The organism is Clostridium beijerinckii (assembly GCF_036699995.1).
In the GTDB taxonomy this organism is placed as follows: Bacteria; Bacillota; Clostridia; order Clostridiales; family Clostridiaceae; genus Clostridium; species Clostridium helianthi.
Window position 1 is genome coordinate 352579 of record NZ_CP144906.1, and the last position, 23222, is coordinate 375800.

18 protein-coding genes and 19 tRNA genes are annotated in these 23222 nt (G+C 30.8%); 32 read left to right on the forward strand and 5 right to left on the reverse strand.

Annotated features, from left to right (window positions below; all coding sequences use genetic code 11):
- Window positions 1–151: 151 nt before the first annotated feature.
- Complete coding sequence (locus PZA12_RS01665) at window positions 152–2557, forward strand: triple tyrosine motif-containing protein (protein WP_103698952.1); 2406 nt, start codon at window positions 152–154, stop codon at window positions 2555–2557.
- A 46-nt stretch (window positions 2558–2603) separates the two neighbouring features.
- Window positions 2604–3410: a lytic transglycosylase domain-containing protein gene (locus tag PZA12_RS01670; protein ID WP_103698953.1), complete on the forward strand. Its 807-nt coding sequence runs from the start codon at window positions 2604–2606 to the stop codon at window positions 3408–3410.
- A 411-nt stretch (window positions 3411–3821) separates the two neighbouring features.
- On the opposite strand, the gene PZA12_RS01675 is transcribed toward PZA12_RS01670, so the two are convergent.
- Both PZA12_RS01675 and PZA12_RS01680 read right to left on the reverse strand, forming a co-directional pair.
- Window positions 3822–4538 (reverse strand): pseudouridine synthase, encoded by a 717-nt coding sequence (locus tag PZA12_RS01675; protein ID WP_017209841.1) that lies wholly within the window; start codon window positions 4536–4538, stop codon window positions 3822–3824.
- A gap of 216 nt (window positions 4539–4754) precedes the next feature.
- The gene (locus PZA12_RS01680; RefSeq protein WP_078116961.1) at window positions 4755–5420 is read right to left on the reverse strand and encodes an NAD(P)H-dependent oxidoreductase; all 666 of its coding nucleotides are present in this window, start codon (window positions 5418–5420) and stop codon (window positions 4755–4757) included.
- Between the two features lie 134 nt (window positions 5421–5554).
- On the opposite strand from PZA12_RS01680, the gene PZA12_RS01685 reads away from it, so the two are divergent.
- The 8 genes from PZA12_RS01685 to PZA12_RS01720 all read left to right on the forward strand — a co-directional run bounded on the left by PZA12_RS01685 (window position 5555) and on the right by PZA12_RS01720 (window position 15063).
- Window positions 5555–5899, forward strand: coding sequence for a winged helix-turn-helix transcriptional regulator (locus tag PZA12_RS01685; RefSeq protein ID WP_077845159.1), 345 nt, complete (start codon window positions 5555–5557; stop codon window positions 5897–5899).
- A gap of 142 nt (window positions 5900–6041) precedes the next feature.
- Complete coding sequence (locus PZA12_RS01690) at window positions 6042–6476, forward strand: MarR family transcriptional regulator (RefSeq protein WP_065418252.1); 435 nt, start codon at window positions 6042–6044, stop codon at window positions 6474–6476.
- Window positions 6477–6540: 64 nt separating this feature from the next.
- Window positions 6541–6762: a NifU family protein gene (locus PZA12_RS01695; RefSeq protein WP_078116962.1), complete on the forward strand. Its 222-nt coding sequence runs from the start codon at window positions 6541–6543 to the stop codon at window positions 6760–6762.
- A gap of 179 nt (window positions 6763–6941) precedes the next feature.
- Window positions 6942–8579: a methyl-accepting chemotaxis protein gene (locus PZA12_RS01700; RefSeq protein ID WP_103698954.1), complete on the forward strand. Its 1638-nt coding sequence runs from the start codon at window positions 6942–6944 to the stop codon at window positions 8577–8579.
- Window positions 8580–8849: 270 nt separating this feature from the next.
- Window positions 8850–11117: a DNA helicase PcrA gene (gene pcrA, locus PZA12_RS01705; protein ID WP_103698955.1), complete on the forward strand. Its 2268-nt coding sequence runs from the start codon at window positions 8850–8852 to the stop codon at window positions 11115–11117.
- Between the two features lie 19 nt (window positions 11118–11136).
- Window positions 11137–13128 (forward strand): NAD-dependent DNA ligase LigA, encoded by a 1992-nt coding sequence (ligA, locus tag PZA12_RS01710; RefSeq protein WP_103698956.1) that lies wholly within the window; start codon window positions 11137–11139, stop codon window positions 13126–13128.
- A gap of 3 nt (window positions 13129–13131) precedes the next feature.
- Window positions 13132–13404 carry a hypothetical protein gene (locus tag PZA12_RS01715; RefSeq protein ID WP_017209848.1) on the forward strand — a complete coding sequence of 91 codons (273 nt, stop codon included), beginning with the start codon at window positions 13132–13134 and terminating at the stop codon, window positions 13402–13404.
- 165 nt (window positions 13405–13569) lie between these two features.
- Window positions 13570–15063: an ABC transporter substrate-binding protein gene (locus tag PZA12_RS01720; protein WP_078116966.1), complete on the forward strand. Its 1494-nt coding sequence runs from the start codon at window positions 13570–13572 to the stop codon at window positions 15061–15063.
- A 140-nt stretch (window positions 15064–15203) separates the two neighbouring features.
- Here PZA12_RS01720 and PZA12_RS01725 read toward each other — a convergent pair whose 3' ends face one another.
- A complete protein-coding gene (locus PZA12_RS01725; protein WP_078116967.1) occupies window positions 15204–16943 on the reverse strand; it encodes a hypothetical protein in 1740 nt (579 codons plus the stop codon).
- Window positions 16944–17039: 96 nt separating this feature from the next.
- Between PZA12_RS01725 and PZA12_RS01730 the strand changes: the two genes are divergently transcribed.
- From PZA12_RS01730 to PZA12_RS01835, 22 genes are all read left to right on the forward strand, one after another.
- On the forward strand, window positions 17040–18017 hold the full coding sequence (locus PZA12_RS01730) for an AIR synthase family protein (RefSeq protein ID WP_077839116.1): 978 nt from the start codon (window positions 17040–17042) through the stop codon (window positions 18015–18017).
- Between the two features lie 212 nt (window positions 18018–18229).
- Window positions 18230–18841: an XTP/dITP diphosphatase gene (locus PZA12_RS01735; RefSeq protein ID WP_078116968.1), complete on the forward strand. Its 612-nt coding sequence runs from the start codon at window positions 18230–18232 to the stop codon at window positions 18839–18841.
- Between the two features lie 85 nt (window positions 18842–18926).
- Window positions 18927–19406 carry a metallophosphoesterase gene (locus PZA12_RS01740; protein WP_077839114.1) on the forward strand — a complete coding sequence of 160 codons (480 nt, stop codon included), beginning with the start codon at window positions 18927–18929 and terminating at the stop codon, window positions 19404–19406.
- Window positions 19407–19531: 125 nt separating this feature from the next.
- Window positions 19532–19607, forward strand: a tRNA-Pro gene (locus tag PZA12_RS01745).
- A 17-nt stretch (window positions 19608–19624) separates the two neighbouring features.
- Window positions 19625–19698, forward strand: a tRNA-Gly gene (locus PZA12_RS01750).
- A gap of 149 nt (window positions 19699–19847) precedes the next feature.
- Window positions 19848–19924 (forward strand) — tRNA-Arg (locus PZA12_RS01755).
- A 6-nt stretch (window positions 19925–19930) separates the two neighbouring features.
- Window positions 19931–20006 (forward strand) — tRNA-Pro (locus tag PZA12_RS01760).
- A 15-nt stretch (window positions 20007–20021) separates the two neighbouring features.
- A tRNA-Gly gene (locus PZA12_RS01765) sits at window positions 20022–20095 on the forward strand.
- Between the two features lie 35 nt (window positions 20096–20130).
- Window positions 20131–20207 (forward strand) — tRNA-Arg (locus tag PZA12_RS01770).
- 5 nt (window positions 20208–20212) lie between these two features.
- Window positions 20213–20288 (forward strand) — tRNA-His (locus tag PZA12_RS01775).
- 3 nt (window positions 20289–20291) lie between these two features.
- Window positions 20292–20366 (forward strand) — tRNA-Gln (locus PZA12_RS01780).
- A 7-nt stretch (window positions 20367–20373) separates the two neighbouring features.
- Window positions 20374–20449, forward strand: a tRNA-Lys gene (locus PZA12_RS01785).
- Between the two features lie 17 nt (window positions 20450–20466).
- A tRNA-Leu gene (locus PZA12_RS01790) sits at window positions 20467–20551 on the forward strand.
- Between the two features lie 5 nt (window positions 20552–20556).
- Window positions 20557–20631: transfer RNA gene (locus tag PZA12_RS01795), tRNA-Gly, on the forward strand.
- 25 nt (window positions 20632–20656) lie between these two features.
- Window positions 20657–20730, forward strand: a tRNA-Gly gene (locus tag PZA12_RS01800).
- A 5-nt stretch (window positions 20731–20735) separates the two neighbouring features.
- Window positions 20736–20811 (forward strand) — tRNA-Lys (locus PZA12_RS01805).
- 57 nt (window positions 20812–20868) lie between these two features.
- Window positions 20869–20943, forward strand: a tRNA-Gln gene (locus tag PZA12_RS01810).
- A 7-nt stretch (window positions 20944–20950) separates the two neighbouring features.
- A tRNA-Lys gene (locus tag PZA12_RS01815) sits at window positions 20951–21026 on the forward strand.
- Between the two features lie 9 nt (window positions 21027–21035).
- Window positions 21036–21120, forward strand: a tRNA-Leu gene (locus PZA12_RS01820).
- Between the two features lie 5 nt (window positions 21121–21125).
- A tRNA-Gly gene (locus PZA12_RS01825) sits at window positions 21126–21200 on the forward strand.
- 25 nt (window positions 21201–21225) lie between these two features.
- A tRNA-Gly gene (locus tag PZA12_RS01830) sits at window positions 21226–21299 on the forward strand.
- 46 nt (window positions 21300–21345) lie between these two features.
- A tRNA-Arg gene (locus tag PZA12_RS01835) sits at window positions 21346–21422 on the forward strand.
- A gap of 54 nt (window positions 21423–21476) precedes the next feature.
- Here the strand turns inward: PZA12_RS01835 and PZA12_RS01840 are convergent.
- Both PZA12_RS01840 and PZA12_RS01845 read right to left on the reverse strand, forming a co-directional pair.
- Window positions 21477–22649 carry a tyrosine-type recombinase/integrase gene (locus tag PZA12_RS01840; protein WP_103698682.1) on the reverse strand — a complete coding sequence of 391 codons (1173 nt, stop codon included), beginning with the start codon at window positions 22647–22649 and terminating at the stop codon, window positions 21477–21479.
- Between the two features lie 66 nt (window positions 22650–22715).
- On the reverse strand, window positions 22716–23219 hold the full coding sequence (locus tag PZA12_RS01845; RefSeq protein ID WP_103698681.1) for an ImmA/IrrE family metallo-endopeptidase: 504 nt from the start codon (window positions 23217–23219) through the stop codon (window positions 22716–22718).
- Window positions 23220–23222 lie beyond the last annotated feature (3 nt).

Genomic DNA, 23222 nt, shown 5'->3' on the forward strand with positions numbered 1-23222 from the left:
AAAAATCATCTTACTAATATATGAGTTTATATAGGCATTTATGATATAATCAAATAAAAAATAAACTGAAGTTATTTACAAAAAATGGTATAAATGTATAATATAATAATAAGGATCATTTTGAGAATTGGTATGAGAGGAGCATGAATTTATGGAGGAACTTCAGTTAAAGTATGTTGAGATAGCTTTTGATAAGCAAACACCACAAAAAGTTGGCACGGAGATAAATATATCTGGTAAAATAGATGGGGAAATAGAAAACTTAGAATATAAATTTATTGTTGGCAAAGGTGGGGTTTGGAATACTATACAAGAATTTTCAGAAAAAAATTATTGCATATGGAAGCCTAAAAGAGAAGGGGAGTATATGGTTATGGTACAAGCCAGAGAGAGGGATGGAAAAAAACCTTTAGACTATTTAGCCAAAGAGGACTATTCTATAGTGACAGAGGAAGTGAGTAATACTGTGGATAAAGAGACTAGTATTCAAGATGTTACTAATGATGAAGAAATTAGAAGTGCTTGCAATGATCAAGAAAGTAATTTGCTAGCGTCTGAAAAAGAAGATCCTATTTTATGCAATATTGAATTTAAAGAAGCAATGAATAATATAGAAGATAATGTGGTGTTTCTTGAAGTTAAAGAAATTTCTAGAGCAGAAAAAGAAGTATTAATATCAAATAGCTATGCTGATGAAGAAATATCATCTTCTAATGATATCAAGGAAGTTGAAGATACGGTAGATAATACTCAATATAGTGAAGAAGTTCTAAATAAAATATTAATTGAAAACAATGCTCAAATAGAACCAAGTTTTATAAAAGATATCAGGATAGATAAAGAGGAAATAAAAGTTGGAGAAAAATGTTGTATTGAAATAAAGACAGATGATGAGAATTTATATTTATATAGATATTATATAAAAAAGAATAATGAATGGGATATAATTAAGGATTATGATAAAAGTAATATTTTAAAATATACAGCAAATGAGTCGGGGAATAAAGAATTTTTAATTCAGTGCAAAAGAATGGATTCCACTGAAACTTTTGAAGACCATAGAATTATCACACTAAAAGTGAGAGAAATTGATAAAGTAGAAATAACCAATTTTAAATGTTTAAATAACTCATTAATAGCGGGAGAAAAGCTTGGTTTTGTAGTAGAAACAAATATTGAAAAATTTGCTAGTAATGAAGATATTGTATTACTATATAAATTTTATAAAATATATAAAGATGGGAAATCAATTTGTATACAAGACTATTCAACTAAAAATAATGTGTATTATAAGGAAACAGAAGCAGGCAGTTATAGAATCTTATGTCTTGTAAAAAGCATATTTTCAAATAAAGAATATGATGATAGAGCTATTTTGGTATACAGTGTTAAACCATATAAAACGATTAAGATTAATAATTTTGTAGCTGATTCGAATTCTCCTAATATAAGTGGAAGTAGTATTAAGTTTACTTCAGAAATAGAAGGTGGAAACAAAGTTATATATAGATATCAGGTTAATGGACCCATTAAAGAGGATACGGGCTTTATAGAAAAGAGCGAATTTGTATGGAAGCCATCTGAAGCAGGAGAGTATGACATTATACTTTACGTTAAGGATATTAATTATAAAGGTGACTATGAGGATTTAAAAAGAATTACATTTAATATTGAGAAAAAGAGTGAAAAGCCAGTAAAGATTTTAGATATTGTAGTTGATAAAGAAAAGAAGATTATTGTTGGGGAGCCAGTTGGTATAACGGTAAATGCTGAAGGGGGAGTAAAGCTCCAATATGCATTCACAATTAGAAAAGATGGAAGAAGGTTAGAGGGAGTAGATTATAATAAATCTAACTGGATCAATTTTATTCCTAATCAGGCAGGAGAGTATGAAGTAGAAATAAGACTTAAGGATAAGTACTCAGATAAATCTTATGATGCCCAAACAGTTATATATTTGAAGGCTCTAGAATATCTACCTGGTGAAATAGATTATATAATATTGCCTTATAAGGAAACACATTTGATTGGGGAAGCTGTGGAATTTGAATGCATTGTTCAAAATACACAGAATACTTTATTGAAATATGAAACTAAAATTAATGGACACTCCATTGAGAAAACAGAGTTCTCAAAAAATAAAAAATTGAGATTTATACCTAAAACTGCTGGTAAATACACTATAGAAGTTTATGCTAAAAATGTTAAATGTACTAGTGAGTATGATTCTAAAAAGCAGATAAACTTGTATGTAAGTGAGGCGTCCCCTGTAATAGAAACTAATATAATAGCAAATACACTAGAGGGTCATGTAAATGAGGAACTTACATTTGAGGCTATAAGCAGAGGCGGGAAAAATGTTTGCTATGAATTTTATTTAATGGAGAACAATGAGTGGAGAAAAGTGCAAGCATACAGTAGGAAGCATTATTATAGCTTTATGCCGTTTACTCAAGGAAAATATAAGATTTTAGCTTTAGCCAAAAGTTATTATAAAAAGGTTAGTTATGAGGACTATGCTGAAGTAACATTTTATGTTAAAGGTTTAAAGGTATAGCTCGAAAATAAACATAGGATAAATTTTGGAGAAAGGTTGTTTAAGTATGGCGATAGATGGTTTAGATAAAATATCAAATGAACAATTGTTAGCAATGAATATGCTCAGCAATGGACAAGTAACAAATGATTCTGATTCTAGCAATAGCACTAGCGGTGAAAAAGATTTAGCATTTCAACTAGTTATGAAAAATCTTATGGAATCATCAAAAAAATCTAAAGAAAATAGTAATGCTGAATCAAGTGGGAATACAAAGGAAGTAAAAAGTGAAACAACCAACAGTGAGAAATCAAATTCAAAAGATAATATAAATTTAAATAATGCAGCTAGAGTAGGGCAAACATATGTGACAGGACAAAACTTAGAAGAAATACCAATGATTTTAACTAATAATTATATTGGTTTTACAAGAAATTCTGAATCTACATTGTCTAATAAAAGTGGAGCTGATATTAAGAAAATATATTCGGCTGTAGATGATGCAGCTAAAAAATATGGGGTAGATCCTAATTTAATCTTAGCTGTAATTAAGCAGGAGTCTGATTTTGATCCTAATTCAACATCTGGTGTCGGAGCTGCTGGATTAATGCAGATAATGCCAGAAAATTTTTCACATTTAGGTATAACTGATGGATATGATGTTGATCAAAATATTAACGGTGGAACTAAGTTGCTTAAAGAATATTTAGATAAATATAATGGAAGTTCAGAGATGGCTCTTATGGCATACAATGGAGGACCTGGAACTATGCAAAGAAGAGGTGTATCATCCGCTTCTGACCTATATAAAATGCCACAAGAAACTCAGAACTATGTTCCGAAGGTAATCGGGTACTATAGAAATGGAATCTAGGATGTTTTACATTCTAGATTTTTTAAGGAATAAAATAATTATAATCATATAAAAACTGCATCAAAAAAACCATCAGTAACAGCTAGATGATTTTTTTCATGCAGTTTCTTTGCTGTTTGTTAATATTGTTAACAATATGTACATTTTTAAGTTAAATTTATTTTGTTATCGTATTCAAATATTGGGTAAATGTTTTCAAAAGGCCATAATAAAAAACGCAACCCTTGGGGCTAGGTTGCGCTTTAGCAATAAGCAATAAGCAATAAATAAAAAGGGGGCTATATATTCCTTTTATTTATCCTTGCAAGAATATTATAGGGTATTATTATTAATAATGCAAGTGATTTAATAAAAAATGTGAATATTTTTGAAAGAAATGAATTATTTTATTGCAAAATTATTTAATATTCGTTAATAGCTCTTTAAAAGGCTTAATTCTTCATCTGTTAATTCTCTATATTCGCCTTCTTCTAAATCTGGATCTAATAATAACCCACCGAACTCTTCTCGTTTAAGATAAGTTACCTTTTTTCCAACCGCTTCAAACATTCTTTTTACTTGGTGGAATTTACCTTCTTGAATTGTAAGCCTTATTTCAGATCCATCGTTATTGCTCGATAATATCTCAAGCTTAGCTTCTAAACATTTGTACCCATCATCTAAGGTAATTCCATCCTTAAAGGCTTTTATATCTTTTTCATCAACGCTTTTATCTATTTCAGCATAATATACTTTATCAACATGCCATTTAGGTGAAATCAATCTATGGTTTAATTCACCATCATTGGTTAATAACAATAATCCAACAGTATCTTTATCTAATCTACCAATAGGGAATGGGTCAAAAACCTGATGTTCTAGGTTTAATAAATCAATAACGGTCTCATCTCTATTATCATGGGTAGCTGATATAACTCCATCTGGTTTATTCATCATTAGATATATGTATTTACGATATAGTACCTCTTCACCATTAATTTTTATAACAGATTTTTCAGGGTCAACAAGCATGGCGCTATCTTTTACTATTAGACCATCAACTTCTATAATTCCTTTTTTTGCAAAAGATTTAACATCTTTTCTGCTTCCGTATCCTAAATTAGAAATTATTTTATCTAATCTTTCCAAATTATTCACTCCAATCGTTTGTTTGCTTTAATTTATATATTGATTTATTGTACCATAATAATAAATATCTTAACACACGGATATATAACTTATAATTTATCTACTTCATTTTTATTTTTAATAAAACTAGTAGGATTTATACAAATTATAATATTTATAAAAGAAAACCATGCATATGAAATAACTTCATCTATGCATGGTTTTCTATCAATAGATTTATATCCACTGTACAACAGAATTTAATGGTTGTCTTGTTTTTTCGTGTGGTTCTTTAGCGCGGTATCCAAAGCTAGCCATAACTGAAACACCAAAGTGTTCAGTATCTAAAATACCTTCATTTTTAAGAATTTCTTCTACTTTTTCAATATTAAATCCTTCAATTGGGCATGAATCAATTTGTAAGAAAGCTGCAGCAGTTAGCATGTTTGCTAGAGCAATGTAAGTTTGTTTACTTGCCCAGTCAAAAATTGCACGATCACTTTCAAGTAAATTAAAATCATTCTTCTGAAAGCTTTCGAAAGCTGATTTTCTTTGATTGGCTACATCTTCAGGAAGATTTTGAACTTCAGACATAATTTTAGTGATATATTCAGAATTATAAATTGTATCAACTTTTTTACGAGCAAGAAGAATTACAAAGTGACTAGCTCCATTAAAACTATTCTGAGCCCCCCAAGATACGGGAAATAATTTTTCTTTAAGAGATTTATTTTGAACTACAAGGAACTTCCAAGGTTCAAAACCGAATGAACTTGGAGAAAGGCGCCCAGCCTCTAATATAGTATTAAAATCTTCTTCAGATACTGTTTTTGTAGGGTCAAATTGCTTACAAGCATGACGAAATTGAAATGCATCTATAATTTCTTTGTTTTTGGTATTCATTTAAAAATCACCTCTTATCTAAGTATAAATTAAGTCTAACACAATTGGATACTGCATTGAAGTACGCACAAATTTGATATATAATATAAATGAACTTACCTAAGTATCTATTTTATACTAAAGGAGCGAAAAATATGCATGAACCAGCTATATATCCAGATTGTCCTAACCACCCATGTCCAGTAGAGACAACACTAAATATAATTAGTGGTAAGTGGAAGGGAATTATTCTATATCGTTTATTAGGTGGCAAGAAACGATTTAATGAATTAAAGAAATTGATTCCGAATGTTACACACAGAACATTAACACTTCAATTGCGTGAGCTTGAAAGAGATAAAATTTTAAAACGTACAGTTTATGCGGAAGTTCCTCCAAGAGTTGAATATGAGTTGACGGTTCTTGGTCAGTCTATGTCACCGATAATTAAATCTATGTATGATTGGGGGCTGAATTATCAATCAGAATTAAAGTCTTAAAAAAGAAATTAAATATTTAATTAGCGTTTTAAGGAGAATAAAAATTTAAAACTATATTAAAATAATAAAATAAAAAAAGCATTGACAAAAAAATATTAAAATTCTATAATTAATTCGTACCCGAACGAACGAGGTGGTAAAAATGAAAAACAAATGTATCGTTGGAAGAATGAGTATAATTGTTGAAGCGTCCAACAAATTTTTGACAAAAAAAATAAAGGATGAGCGACTACCTATATTGCAAAATCACGCAGCACTATTTGATATCTTACCTGAAGATGGTTCGAAGTTACTTTTTAATGAAATAGCAAGCACATGGAAAATATCAAAATCATCTTTGTCTGACATAATAAATAAGTATGAGAGTCAGGGGTTGATAAATAAGTGCATGTGTAGCGAAGATAAGAGAAGTGTATATATAAGTTTAACTCCTGAAGCTGTAGTTATAAAGCAAAGACTTCAAGTTATGGAGAGAGAATTTCTAGATATAATATTAAAAGATTTTGGCGAAGATGAAAAAAAGGTCTTTGAAGATAATATAGATAAAGCTCTTAAAAATATAATAAAAATGCTCTAAAGGCATTTTTTTTAAATAGATAATTCGTACGCGTACGAAGAATATAAAAGAAGGAGTATAGATTATGAAAGAATTAATAATGAAATCACTAGATAAAATTAGACCAATGCTGCAAAGAGATGGAGGAGACGTTGAATTAGTGGATGTGAGCAACGATGGAGTTGTAAGTGTAAAAATGCAAGGTGCTTGTGGAAATTGTCCAGGAGCAATGATGACAATAAAAATGATTATTGAGCAGAGATTAAAGGAAGAGGTTCCTGGGGTTACAGAAGTCATAGGAGTGTAAAACTAAAGTATTCAATAAGTTAATGTAAATAAAATGTTTTTAAAGTTAGCATATACTTCGTACGCGAACGAAGTATATGCTGAAAAGATTCGTTTCGGGTACTAAATCAAATATAAAAAACATATAGAAATTATAATTAAGATATTAAGATAGATAATCAAATATTAGGGAGGGGTAATATGTTTAATTCTATAAGAAAAAAGTTAATCTTTAATTTTGTTTTAATAGCAGCAATAATAACTTTGATTTGTATAACTTTTTTTTCATACCAGATGGTAAATGGAATACAAAACCAAATGAAAGCAGATGGAATTATTTTAGTTAATAATATAAAAGCAAATATAGAAAGTGTAGGAGTTACAAATACAGATAAAATACAGGGAATAATAGATCAAACATATAAATATTCAGATGGAGAATTATGCTATATAGGTATAATATCAAGTGATAAAACTCTTGTTGCAGGAACATCGAAGGAATCAATTGGAGAGAAGATTGAATCAACAGGATTAGATGCAGTATTTAAAGGTAATACAGGAGCATATATGGACGAATGGAAGGGAACTCCGGCATATAATGTAACAGTTCCTGTCAAAGACGGAGATGATATAGGATACGCTCTTTCAATTGGAATTTCTGTTGATAACATGCAAAAGTCTATTAGAAGCACTATTATAAAAAGCATAATTTATGCTATAGTAGTATTGATATTAGCAGCTGTTGCAGGAGTATATATAGGAAGGCGAATTGCGAAACCTATAGAAATTATTAAAGATGTTATTGAAAAAGCAGGGAATGGAGATTTTACAGCAGAATATAAAATTACAGGTAAAGACGAAATAGGAAAATTAGCAGCTGCAAGTAGTAAAACTAGAAAGAGCATGAGGGAGCTTGTTAGGAAAACAAAAGTGATATCAGAAAGTTTGGCTAAACTATCAAAGGATATTGAAATTGGCGGTAGCACTGTAGCATCATCTAGTGAAGAAATCGCAACTTCAGTGACTAATGTATCTCAAGAAGGTATAAAACAAGCGGAAGCGTTAGAAGAGGCTGTTAGCTTATTAGAAAGTTTTTCGGTAGATTTAGATAATGTGGATAATAAATTGAAATTATTAGCTGATGGTGGAAAAGTTATAAAAGAGGATACAAATAAAGGAGTAGAAACTATAAATAAGTTAGCGAACACTATCGATGATATGTTAAACTCATTTTCAGTATCAAGAGCAAAGGTTGAAAATTTAGATAACACTATATCGCAGATTAATTCCATAGTTGATGTTATAAATGGAGTTGCAAAACAAACTAATCTTTTAGCATTAAATGCATCCATTGAGGCAGCAAGAGCAGGGGAGGCTGGAAAAGGATTTTCAGTAGTGGCAGAAGAAATACGAAAGCTTGCAGAAGAAGTATTAAATTCATCAAAAAGCATAACTCAATTAATAGATACAGTTATGAAAGAGACTCATGATGTTTCTAATACTACAGAGGCTGTAACTAAAATAGTAAAAGAAAGTAAAAATGATATTAATACCGTAACAAACTCATTTGAAGGAGTCATTAGCAAGGTTAATAATATTCCTAGTGATATTAATATGGTTCATGTGGTACTTCAAGAAACCATGAAAGGAAGAAATAAGATCTTAAATACAGTTGAAAATATAGCTTCAAAATCGCAAGAAATATCAGCCCTTTCAGAAGAGGTTACAGCAGCTACAGAAGAGCAAGCAGCTATAACAAATGAATTTTCTATGACAGCAAAAAAGCTAGTTAATATTTCATCGGTATTAGAAAAAGACATCTTAAACTTTAGAATATAGTTCATTATATTGTTGAATTATAAAAGTTAGAGTGATTAATATATGATGAGTAAAATTATTAAATTACTAAGTAATGCGTGAGTAACACTTGATTAAAATATCAAGTGTTTTTTATTCCTAAAAATTCATAATTTTGCTAAGTAGATATAGACTAACCTAGAGTATAAGTTTGAATATATGCAATTAAAATAATATTTTAGTTAGGTTAATGATTTAAACATAAGCACATATGGTATAATATTTAAGGATTGGGAAAGGAGGAATAAGTAAATGGATTTAAAATCATTACTTAATAAAGAACAATATGAAGGGGCAACTACAATTGATGGGCAGGTGCTTATTTTAGCTGGAGCTGGTTCAGGTAAAACAAGAGTTTTGACACATAGAATGGCACATATGATTGAAGATTTAGATATTGCACCTTACAGTATATTAGCTATTACTTTTACAAATAAGGCAGCAAAGGAAATGAAGGATAGAGTTAAGGCACTTATTGGTGAAAGAGCAGAAAATATGTGGATATCCACTTTCCATTCAACTTGTGTTAGGATACTAAGAAGAGAGATAGATAAGATAGGCTACAAGAGCAGTTTTACTATATACGATAGCTCAGATCAAAAGACATTAGTTAAAGAGTGCATGAAAACACTTAATATTAATGATAAAGATATAACAGAACAAGAGATAATGGGGAAGATAGGAAAAGCTAAAGATAGAATGCAAAGTGTTAGAAGCTTTATGTTAGAAAATGAAGCTAACTTTAGGGAAAAGAAAATTGCAGATGTTTATGAAATGTACCAAAAGAGATTAAAAGAAAACAACGCGTTGGATTTTGATGATTTAATTTTCAAAACAGTTGAGCTTTTCAAAAATAATCCTGAAGTATTGGAGTTTTATCAAAATAAATTTAAATATATCATGGTTGATGAGTATCAGGATACTAATGGTGCTCAATATGAGTTGGTTAAATTACTTGCTTCAAAATATAAGAACATATGTGTTGTTGGAGATGACGATCAGTGTATTTACCAGTGGAGAGGTGCGGATATTCAAAATATACTAGATTTTGAGAAAGATTATCCAGGAGCTAAAGTAATTAAGCTAGAACAAAATTATAGATCAAAAGGAAATATACTAAGTGCAGCTAATGTAGTAATTGTTAATAATGCAAATAGAAAAAGCAAAGTATTAAGGACAGAACAAGAACCAGGAAATAAAATCAAAATATATAGAGCTTATGCTGATAGTGATGAAGGAGATTTTGTTAGTAAACAAATCTTAGACATAAAGAATAAAGAAGATAAAAATTATAATGACTTTGCTATACTATATAGAACAAATGCTCAGTCGAGAATTTTTGAAGAAAGTTTTAGAAGAAGAGGAATCCCCTACAAAATAGTAGGAGGCACAAGATTCTATGACAGAAAAGAGATAAAAGATATATTAGCATATTTAAAAGTTATTGTTAATCCTCAAGATGATATTAGTATTAGAAGAATAATAAATGTACCTAAGAGGAGCATTGGTGATGCGACTGTTGCAAAGGTTCAAGAATTTGCAAGCGGCTTTGAGTTTGATTTATGGGACGCATTAGCTGAAGTAAGGAGCATTCCAACATTAACGTCAAGAAATGTTTCAACAATTGAACCTTTTGTTGCGCTAATGGAAAATTTCATGGAACTCAGTGAGACAGTACCTGTTTCAGTGCTTATTGAATCAATATTAAAAGATACTGGATATCTAAAACAATTACAAGAATCAAATGAAATTGAAGACAAGAGTAGAATTGAAAATTTAAAGGAACTTGTTTCAGATGCAGCTGATTTTGAAAAGAACAACGAAGACAAATCGTTATCTGCATATTTAGAAAGAGTTTCTCTAGTTCAGGATACGGATAAGATTGAAGAGGAAGATGATGCGGTAGTATTAATGACAATCCATAGTGCAAAGGGGTTGGAGTTCCCTGTTGTATTTATGGTTGGTATGGAAAATGGTATTTTTCCAGGGAATGCGTCATTTGAAAAAGAATCAGAGATGGAAGAGTCAAGAAGATTGTGTTATGTTGGTATAACTAGAGCAAAACAAACATTGTTTATGACTTCTGCAGAAGTTAGGCGAGTATTTGGTAAAACTGTAGCATATCCTCAATCTGACTTTATTAATGAAATAAAGCCAGACTTAAAAGAATATGTTGGAGTTAAAAAGGAAAGTGCTAAGAGCAGGGAGAAGCTTATGCAAAGTAATTCCTACACTAACCCACACAGTTTAAGAAATAGTGTTACAGGTAATAGAGCATATACTCTTAACAATGGTGGTATTAATAATGTAATTGATAGAAGTACTATGAATGAAATGGCTAAAGAATATATATCTGTTAGTGAAGCGACTCTTGGAAGAAAAGTAATTCACGAAAAATTTGGAAAAGGAACAATTGTTGCAGTTCAGGATTCAGGTAACGATAAGAAATTAACAGTTGCGTTCGATAAACAAGGTGTTAAGTCATTATTATTATCTTTTGCAAAACTTAAAATGATTTAGTGGAAATTTGGAGGCTAATATGGATAAGATTGAAAGAATAAAAGAACTTGTTGAAAAGTTAAATAGATATTCATATGAATATTATTCTTTAGATAGTCCATCTATAAGCGATAAGGACTATGATGAAAAATACTACGAGCTTCAAGCGTTAGAAAGAGAAACAGGATATGTACTTCCTTATTCGCCTACATTAAGAGTTGGGGATGTAGTGCTAGAAGGATTTAGGAAGTATACACATAAAGCAAGGCTTTGGAGCTTAGATAAAGCGCAAAGTTTGCAAGAAATTATAGATTGGCATAATAGAAATGTTAAGTTTGTAGAAGAGGCTAGGGGAAGAGGAGAAAATCTGCCTGATCTAAAGTATGTTGTTACAAAGAAATTCGATGGGTTAACAATTAACTTAACATATAATACTGAAGGTATACTTGAAATAGCTGCAACAAGAGGAACCGGAAGTGTTGGTGAAGAAGTTACAGCACAGGTCAAAACAATAAAATCAATTCCACTTAAAATCAATAGCAATGATATTTTAGAAGTTCATGGAGAAGCTATTATGACGCAAGAAGCGTTTAATAAATATAATGAGACTTCTGATGCACCACTAAAGAACTTAAGAAATGGGGCTGCAGGTGCTCTAAGAAACTTAAATGTAAAAGAAACTGCAAGAAGGAATCTTTCGGCTTTCTTTTATGATGTAGGCTATAAAGAAGGAACTCCATTTAAGACTTATATGGAAATGATGGAGTTTATAAAACAGCAAGGGCTTCCAGTTGATGATTATATAAGGGTATGTACGTCTATAGAAGAGATTGAGAAAGAGATAGATTATGTAAGAGATATTAGATTTGATTTAAATTATGATATAGATGGATTAGTGATTGCAATAGATGATATTAGAACAAGAGAATTGATAGGATATACAGTAAAGTTCCCTAAGTGGGCTATTGCATATAAATTTGAAGCACAAGAAGCAACAACTAAACTTTTAGATGTTGAATGGAATGTTGGAAGAAGTGGTAGAGTTGGGCCGACAGCAATATTAGAGCCAGTGGAACTTGCAGGCGTTACTGTTAAAAGGGCGACTTTAAATAATATGGATGATATTGCGAGAAAAGGTGTTAGGATAGGTGCAGAAGTCTTCGTAAGAAGAAGTAACGATGTTATACCAGAGATAATGGGGATAGTACCAGAATCTTTAGAAGGTTCTGATGAAATAACAGTTCCAGAAGTTTGTCCTGCTTGTGGCAGTCATTTAGTGTTAAGTGGAGCTCATTATTTTTGTGAAAACACTTTGTCTTGTAAGCCTCAATTAGTTAAAACTATAGTTCATTATGCTTCAAGAGAAGCAATGAATATAGCTGGTTTTTCAGAAAGAACAGCGGAACAATTATTTGAAAAACTTAATATTAAATCTATTTCTGATTTATATAAACTGAAAGAAGAGGATTTAATAGGATTAGAAAAGTTTGCAGCTAAGAAAGCACAAAATCTTCTGGAAGCTATTGAAAAAAGTAAAGAGTGTGAGCTATACGCATTTATATATGCATTAGGAATTCCAAATGTAGGAGTAAAGACTGCAAAAGATTTAGTTAGCAGATTTAAATCTATAGAAGGTTTGAAAAATGCAACATTTGAAGAACTCGTTGAAGTTCAGGATGTCGGAGATATAGTTGCTCAAGGAGTTGTGGCTTTCTTTAAAGAGGAAAAGGTCTTACAAACAATTGAAGAACTATTATCTCTAGGTGTCAGTCCTAAATATGAAGAAAAAGAAGTGATAGCAAGTGCTTTTGAAGGAAAGACTGTTGTTGCAACTGGTTCACTTAAAAATTATTCTAGAACTGAGATAAAAGATAAACTTGAAAGCTTAGGAGCAAAGGTTGCAGGAAGTGTTAGTAAAAAAACGGATTATGTAATAGCAGGGGAAGCTGCAGGATCAAAATTAACTAAAGCAGAGGAATTAGGAGTAAAGATCCTTTCAGAAGATGAGTTTGAAGAAATGCTAAGGAGGTAGAGTATGAAAAAGTTAATAAATTTGCTTGAATTTATATCAGCTTTTATAACAAGCATCTTAATAATTTGTACTTTTTTGACAACATATCAATTTTATTATGTTGGTCAGATTTTTAATTCATACTTACCGATACAACTTGGAGTCTGTATCACTATGGCAATTTTAGCAATTAGGTTTCTTATTAACGAGACAGGAAAAAAGAGAATAGTATATTGTATCTTAAGTTTTTTAATATCAATTTCTTTAATCTTCTTTATGATAAATTTAATTAAGTAATAAAATATTGATTAAAACGAACTTAACAGCTGTTGATTTGTAGCAGAAGTTTTTGATTAAGGAACTGACTCAAAGTTATTTAAAAACATTTGAGTCAGTTTTTTGATTAGACAAAGTAAATTGTGGAAATAATTCTTAATATAAATTAAGGCAAAGGGTGTAATTATGAAAAGAATTTTTTTCTATGCAATTATGTTAAGTTTTATAATATTATTTTGTTTAGGATTTGTGAACAAAGAAAGTAACAATTTATCTACTGATGATTCGCAAGAAACAATAAGTTATGGTATAAATGAGATTCCAGAAGACTTAGAAAAGGTTACTAATTTATCTAAACGCCATGAGGATATTATATGTGCAGTAAGCAAAGGGCTGGTTTCTAAAGATGTGGATAATAAAATAGTACCATCTTTAGCAAGTGAAATTACAAAAAGCAAGGATGGTATTCAATATGAGTTTAAAATTAGAGATGATATTTTTTGGAGTGACGGAAGTAAAATAACTCCTAATGATATAGCTACTTTCTTTAAAGAGTTACTGAAAGAGGAAGATGAAGAAAATATACAAGCATTGCTTAATGTTTATGGGGCAAAAGAATTCAGAGATGGTAAAGTTGTATATGAAACTGGAGTTGCAATAAAAGGAAATGAGAATTCTGTTATTATTAGATTGAATAAAGCGGATGATAATTTTCTAAATGAATTGACCAAACCACAGTATACACTAAGAAAGTATTTAATAATGTGGCGTAATATGAAAAATAATTATAGTACATTAATTTACTCTGGTGATTATAAGATTGATTCATTTAACAAAGATCAGGTTGTCTTAAAAAGAAATGAGAATAATAAAAGTGGTATAGATACTATTAAAATATTAAATGATGATAGTGTAGAAACATCTATGGCATCATATGAAGTCAAAGAAAGAGATATTGTAATAAATCCACCAGAAAGTGAACTTAATAAATTATCGGAGCAGAAAAAATTAATAACACTTCCCGAAACAAAAGGAACATATTTAATCATTAACAGTAAAAGCAACTCTATTCCTCTTCAAGGAAGGAGAGATATCTATAATGATGTATGTAAAGCTACTGAATCATATCAAAATTCGAATAATAAAGAATTTGAACTTGCAGAAGGAAGTTTTTTTAGAGAGGATAAACAGGATCTAACAAAATTACAAGCAAGGAAAGTTATTAGTAATAAAGAAGGTGAATGGAACAAACCTAAGATATTAACATTACTTTGTGAAGATACTGATGAAAATAGAATTTTATGTAGAACAATTGAAGACTGGTTTAAAAATAATACAAATATAACAATAAAATATAGTTTAGTAAAAGAAGAATTCGAAGATGAAGAATTAAAAAAAAGATATGATATGATTTTGGTTAATAATAATGCTGACTCATCTGACAAAGCAGATTTTTATGATAACTTTAAAAAATATCTAACAGAAGACCAGAATAAATTGTTGGAAAAGTTATTAAACACTAAAAATAATGGAGATTATTCAAGCTTAGAAGAAAATCTATTTGATAATTACGATATTCTTCCATTGGTGTTTTATAATGAAAATATAGCAATTTCTGATAAGATATCAGATCTGAAATTAGATGGAAATGGTAATATAAATTTTGCTACAATCCAATAAGAATTGTTTTAAGATTAATATTAATAATTATTTAGAGCATATGTTTTCAATACAACGTATTATAACTATCCTTATATGTAAATCTTATATTTTGATTTACATATAAGGATAGTTTTTTATCATATCCATATTTATGAATCTTAAAACTTTTTCTTACTGTGTGGATGTTGAGCTTTATTTTTCTTTGGTTTTTTATTTTTAACAGAATGGCTAATTTTAGTTGTACTATCATTATTTAATGAAGCTATATTAGTATTTTTTTTGAAAGTATTAAAACTATTGAGTACAGGTTCTTTAAAGCTAACAGGGGCTTCTACCTTTGATAAGTTTAATTGTGTTTTTAAGTTACTTACATTACTCTCTGGGCTAGATGTAGCTGATGAATTATTAGAGATATCTTCTTTTGTGTCAGTTGTTGCAGAATCAGTATTTGCGTCAACAGAGTTATCTAAATCAGAGAGTCTTTCTAATCCTAATGGTGGGATAAATTCCATAAAGTCTTCAACCATATCTTTAAGAAGGTAGATAATCATAAAGAAGTTGAACATATTTTTGCTACTATCAAAAGAAGTCCTTTTAGTATTTAATGAATCTTTTTTCTTTGAATAACTTAAGCTCTTAACAAATACAGGAGCTAAACCTGTGCTTTTAGGAGTAGGTAATACTGGCATTCTAAAATATATCTCATCTAACATATCATCGGAACGTAGGCTTAATTTCTTATATCGTTCTACCTCATCTAAGGTTGGAGCTTCAGGCCAACTTGTTAAAAGGCCGCCGTTTACGAAGAATTTTCTATAAAGACCAGAAATAATAGGTCGTAGTTCTGAAATCCTATCTTCTTGAAATGAATACATAAGTAAACATAAAAGATATAGATTAATTTCAATGCAAGAGTATTTACTATCTTTCTTATCGGACAATTTTATAAATATATTTTTGTCCGTATCATATAAACTAATCAGTTTTTCAGTAATTTCTTTAGAGAATTCTTTAAAAGAAATTATTTCTGTATGTTTATAAGCTTCCATTAGACAGATAGAAAATAGTGCACAATCATCTATAGAATCGATATAGTAATCTTTTTCTTGAAATTTAGAAATTAAAAAATCACCTAGATCTAAAATTAATTCTTTTGCATTTTGTGAACACGAATATTTATAATGAATATTTAGAGCGAGAAAAATTTGTATACATTCACTAAACGATAAATCATATAATACAGAATTATAAGTTTTAAACATATCTAGAATTTCGTTTGAAAATGCAGCATAATCTTTGCTAAGCTCGTCATTATCATTATAATATGAGTATAGTAGGTAAGCATCCATCATAAAAGCTTGATCTGAAAATTTAAATTTATCATCTTTATCTATTAGAGAAAATCCCTTAGAATTTCCATCAGATATATTTTTCTTATCTACAAATAAGCCTTCATTATTTCGTAAGTTTTCAGAATAGAATTGTAACTGCTCTCTAGCAAGGTATTTAAATGGTTTCTCAAGAGATACTACATTTCTTTTTCCATCACTATAATGTGAATAATATTCGCTTAATTCAAGTAAACATAAAGTCATAAGAGCACTAGTAGAAGGGCTTATTTCCTTTTTAAAACTTGCTTCATCAAAACTAGGGCTGCTTTTACTATGAATAAATAACGGTGAAGCTTTTCTATATAAGCATAATAGTGGAGAAAAATTATTTAATATGCTAATATCTTCTATAGGAGATTTTTTTGAAGCTCTAGTTTGAGCTAAAATTCCGCACTTAGAGTTTAGAACCAAAGTTTTTATTGATTCTTTGGATAAGTAAAAAAGTTGACCACTAATTTCTTTTTGGGAAAGACTGTTCATCCTAAAAAATGGTCCTATATATCTCAATGTATAACACCTCTCATAAAATTCTCATCTTATTCATTAATATGAAATTTGTAAACAAAAAGTACATAAAATAAAAATAAAAGGAGATTTTTTATAATGAAGGAAGGAAAATTAGATTTCGAGGATTTGAGAAATATTATATTAAATAATAAAACAATTAAGAGAAAGGAGGTAAAGATTAGAAATGATGTTGGAGAAGATTGCTCTATTATTGATTTTGGAGAATATGAAGGCATATTTTCTACAGATCCAATAACAGGAGCAAGTGAGAATGTTGGGAAGCTAGCAGTACATATTAATTGTAATGATATAGCATCAGCAGGTGGAGAGCCTATAGGTATTTTAGTTACAATATTAGCGCCAACATCATCAACATTACAAGAGATAAACGAAATCATGAAGGAAATTAATGAAGAAGCAGCTAAGATTAATGTAGAGATTATAGGAGGACATACAGAAGTAACAAGTGCAGTAAATAAGATGGTTATATCGGTAACAGTAATAGGAAAGAATTTAAAAGGTAAATCTGTAAAAACTGCAGGAGCGCAATTAGGAGATGACATAATAGTAACTAAAACATTAGGATTAGAAGGTACATATATCTTAATAAATGATCATAAAGCAAGAATTGAGAAAATTTTATCAAAAGAAGAGATAGAATTTGGAAGTAATTTAATTAATAAGCTAAGTGTTCTTAGAGAGGGAAAAATAAGCGGAGAATTTGGCGTTAATTCAATGCACGATATAACAGAAGGAGGACTTCTTGGAGGACTTTTTGAGGTTGCTATGGCATCAAATAAAGGCTTTAAAATATTTAAAGAGAAAATACCAATGTTGGATATAACTAAAAAGGTTTGCAGGGAATTTAAAATAGATCCACTTAGGCTCATATCGTCTGGAAGTATGCTTATTACTACTAAAAATGGTAGTGAATTGATAAACCTTCTAAATGAAAGTGGAATTGAGGCTAGTATAATAGGTAAGATATGTGAGCGTGGAGCATTATTAATAGATAATGATAGTGAAATCGAGGTTGAACCACCTAAAAGAGATGAATTATTTAATATACAGTAAGAATGCTAAAAGATTAATGTGTTCAAGTAAATTAGTTAGAATTATATAAAAGCTATTTAGGAATATATAGTGTTAGTTAGGTTACTTAAAAATGAAAAAGTGATAATATTATTAGTGATAGAAAAGCAAAAGAACCAGTGATTTTAAAGCACTTTATAGAGTAATTATGGAATTTGAAATTTTTATTGTAAATGAGCAAAAGGAGATATATAATGAAAAAATTAATATTAGCTAGTAATAATAAGAAAAAGATTAAAGAAATGAAAGAAATATTAAAAGAGATAGATATAGAAGTTAGATCATTGGAAGATGAGCGTATAAACATAGATGTAGTTGAAGATGGAAAAACATTTGAAGAGAATGCAAAAAAGAAAGCTAAGGAAATATATGAATATCTGTTGGAAAGAAAAGATAGTAATTTTATTGTATTAGCAGATGATTCAGGATTAGAAGTAAATTACTTAAATGGGGAGCCTGGAATTTATTCTGCTAGATATGCAGGGGAACATGGAAATGATTCAAAAAACAATGAAAAGCTTTTAAACAAGTTAAAAGGAGTTTTAAAAAGCAATAGAGGAGCTAAGTTTATTTGCCAATTAGCTATGTTTACAGATAAGAGGGAGTATTTTAAAGTTACAGGTGAAGTGGAAGGATATATTATAGAAGAACTACATGGAGATGGCGGATTTGGATATGATCCATTATTTTTCTACGAACCATTAGATAAAACTTTTGCTGAGTTAACTTCAGAGGAGAAGAATGAAATAAGTCATAGAGGAAAGGCATTAAAGGAATTAAAAAAGGTAATTATTAAATTAATTTAATTTATTTAGAAAGTTATTCTAGATGGATAGGTTCTTTGCTATATAAGAGTTAAATAAGTAATAATGCAGGAGGAGAAATTAAATTATGTTAATTGCAGTTGTAAGTGATACACATAGGATGACTAAATATATTAATTTGGCTAAGGCACTAATAAAGGATGCCGATATTTTGATACATCTAGGAGATAACATTGATGATGCGGAATTATTGGAAAATACTTTTAAAGGAAAAGTATATGCTGTTGCAGGTAATTGCGATTATTCAACTAAGTATCCAAAGGAATCTGTCATAGAAGTGAATGGAAAAAAGATATTTTTTACACATGGTGATCTGTATGGGGTAAAGAGTTCTATGAATAATATCTATTATAGGGGAAGAGAATTAAATGCTGACATTGTGTTATTCGGTCATACACATCAACAATTAGTAGAGAAAGAAGATGATATGATATTAATGAATCCAGGAAGCATATCATTACCTAAATTTAAAGGGAGGTGTATAGGTTTTATAAACATCGATAATAATGGGGAAGTAGACGCATATTTAAAAGAAATTAGGGAATAATGATTAAATATTTAAATTTATTATGAAAAATTATAAAAAAGGTATTGACGAAACAGATTTGATATTGTAGAATAATCATTGTCGCTGAGAGATGAGTGACAAGTTGAAAAACTAGTTAAGATTCTCGGGGTGTGGCGCAGATGGGAGCGCGCGTGGTTTGGGACCATGAGGTCGCAGGTTCAATCCCTGTCACCCCGACCATTTAAAGATTAATATTTGCGGGTATCGTATATCGGTAATACTCCAGCCTTCCAAGCTGGAAAGGTGGGTTCGATTCCCACTACCCGCTCCATTAAAAATTATGATATTAATCAAAGTGGTTAAAAAAGTCTTGACAAAGTTTAAAGGAACATGTAAAATAAAAAACGTTCCGAAGAAAAAGTTCTTGACAAGATTGCTTGAATAGAGTAAAATAAAAAAGTCTGAAAAGCAATTAAATATGCGTTTTTAGCTCAGCTGGATAGAGCAACGCCCTTCTAAGGCGTGGGCCAGGGGTTCGAATCCCTTAAAACGCACCATTAAATCGGGGTGTGGCGCAGATGGGAGCGCGCGTGGTTTGGGACCATGAGGTCGCAGGTTCAATCCCTGTCACCCCGACCATTTAAAAATAAATATGCGGGTATCGTATATCGGTAATACTCCAGCCTTCCAAGCTGGAAAGGTGGGTTCGATTCCCACTACCCGCTCCATACAAATTTAATATTTGTAACATAATAAAAGATATGCGTTTTTAGCTCAGCTGGATAGAGCAACGCCCTTCTAAGGCGTGGGCCAGGGGTTCGAATCCCTTAAAACGCACCATTATGGTGAACGTAGTTCAGTTGGTAGAGCGCCAGTTTGTGGCACTGGTTGTCGTGGGTTCGAGTCCCATCGTTCACCCCATACAGGGATATCGCCAAGCGGTAAGGCAATGGACTTTGACTCCATTATTCGTAGGTTCGAATCCTGCTATCCCTGCCATTATTTTGGTTCACTAGCTCAGTCGGTAGAGCACATGACTTTTAATCATGGTGTCCCGGGTTCGATTCCCGGGTGAGCCACCAAATTCATAAAAACTTATGCAGGTGTGGCGGAATTGGCAGACGCACTAGACTTAGGATCTAGCGCCTAACGGTGTAAGAGTTCGACTCTCTTCATCTGCACCAAATGAGCGGAAATGACTCAACGGTAGAGTGCCACCTTGCCAAGGTGGAGGCTGCGGGTTCGAATCCCGTTTTCCGCTCCATACATGAAATAATATAAATAAATATGCGGGTATCGTATATCGGTAATACTCCAGCCTTCCAAGCTGGAAAGGTGGGTTCGATTCCCACTACCCGCTCCAATTATGCGTGATTAGCTCAGTTGGTAGAGCACCTGACTCTTAATCAGGGTGTCCAGGGTTCGAATCCCTGATGACGCACCATAGTAAGTTTATTATTTACTTAAATTATGTGGGATAACATGTGGTTCATTCCATTATAGGGATATCGCCAAGCGGTAAGGCAATGGACTTTGACTCCATTATTCGTAGGTTCGAATCCTGCTATCCCTGCCATTATTTTGGTTCACTAGCTCAGTCGGTAGAGCACATGACTTTTAATCATGGTGTCCCGGGTTCGATTCCCGGGTGAGCCACCAATTGTATATGCAGATGTGGCGGAATTGGCAGACGCACTAGACTTAGGATCTAGCGCCTTACGGTGTGGGGGTTCGACTCCCTTCATCTGCACCAAATGAGCGGAAATGACTCAACGGTAGAGTGCCACCTTGCCAAGGTGGAGGCTGCGGGTTCGAATCCCGTTTTCCGCTCCATACATGAAATAATATAAATAAATACGCGGGTATCGTATATCGGTAATACTCCAGCCTTCCAAGCTGGAAAGGTGGGTTCGATTCCCACTACCCGCTCCAAAAAACAACTGATTTCAGTTGTTTTTATTTATATAAAAATGAATATGCACTTGTAGTTCAGTTGGATAGAGCGTTGGACTTCGAATCCAGAAGTCGTGGGTTCGAATCCCACCAAGTGTACCATAAGCGTTGATACTACTGGGATTGTGAAAATGTTTGAATTAATATTTAGCTGTATTAACACATTTTTAACACATTAAGAATATCAATGCTTTTTTCTTTTTCTTTCTTTAACACATGGGTATAAGTATTTGCTGTTATTTCTATGCTGCTGTGGCCTAATAAAGTTGATACTGTTTTTAATGGTAATTCAGCTTCAAATTGACGTGTTGCATATGTATGTCTTAAAGCATGAAATTTTATATACCTTACTCCAATCTTTTTTAAATATCTCTTCCAACTTCTACTTAAATTACTACTATCAATTAGATTTCCATTTTCAGTTAAAAAAATAAAGCCTTCATTTTCTCTATTATAACTTTCACCGATTTTTAATTTATTTTCATTTTGTTTGATTTTTATTCTCTCAAATATAGGTTTTAATGATTCTGGTAGTGGAATGCTTCTTACAGATCCTTTTGTTTTCGGAATTTGTACTATTGTTTCATATTTTCTATTTCCATCTTTATCAATAACAGCTACAGTTGAAACAGTTCTACTAATATTAATTTCCATAGCATCCGAATCTAAATCACTCCATTTAAGGCCCAGACATTCACCACGTCTTATTCCAGTAGAAATGCAGACAGTTGCTATATCTTTTATTATAGAGTTCTTAGAATAGCTAAGAATAGCTATTAGTTCCTCATCAGTAAAAACTTCCACTTCATTATTATTAATCTCAACTTCACCGGGAATGACAATTTGGCCGATGCAAGGATTTTTTAGTAAGTAACCTTCATTCACTGCATAAGTAAAAAAATGTTTTAGTAACTTATTTAGATTAAATATTTGACTAGTAGTTTTTCCATTTTTAAATAGTTTGTTATAGTATTTTTGAATTTGTAAAGACTTAATATCATTTAATGGCAAAGAAGCGATAGGAGAGCTCTTTATATAATTTCTATATATACCTTCATATCTCTCAAATGTAGTTGGTTTAATTTTATTGGACATATTTATTACTTCAAATAACCAATTGCTCATTGTAGAACTTAAATAAGCATTTTTATCTACAATTAATCCTTGCTTTAAGCTATCTTTATATTCTTCTAGTTTTTTTTCGGCCTCCTTTTTGTTTTTTCCATAGAAAAACTTTCTTATAAGCTTCCCATTAGCATCTCTCCCAAATGAAGCTGATACTCTAAAATAATCTTTCCCATTCATTTTATAGTTTGTTTTCACTGCCATAAAATCATCCTTTCGTAGAATTTATATAAATATTTATAAATCAACCAATTGAAATAATCAACTGGATTATTTGCCATTATAATTGAATAGACCATCAATATCTTTATATATACCAAAACTAGGTTCCAATTGTATATAATAATTACCGACTGGTATACCTAATCCATATTGTTTTCTTAGATCCTCTATTATGGTATAAAAGGTATCCACTGTAACATGAACATATTCAGCCAATTCATATATATTTGTTGCACCATTCCTCATGGCATTAACAATATCTATAGGCTCCACTAAAGTTTTAAAACCATCTCTGCGAGCAACTAATTCAAGTTTTTTATTTCTAATGTCATCTAAATTTGTTATGTTGCCATAAGTAGTATGATGATGACCTAATTCTTCCGCAAGTACTTCATGCTTTTCAATATCTGTTATATTTGAATTAATAATAATAATGCTCTCATTTTTATTATTAAGATATTTACCACATTTTTTATTAGTGCCAAGATCAACTTCAATAACTTCAACACCTTGATCTTCAGCTTCAATTAAAAGTTTTTCGTATTTCGTCAATGC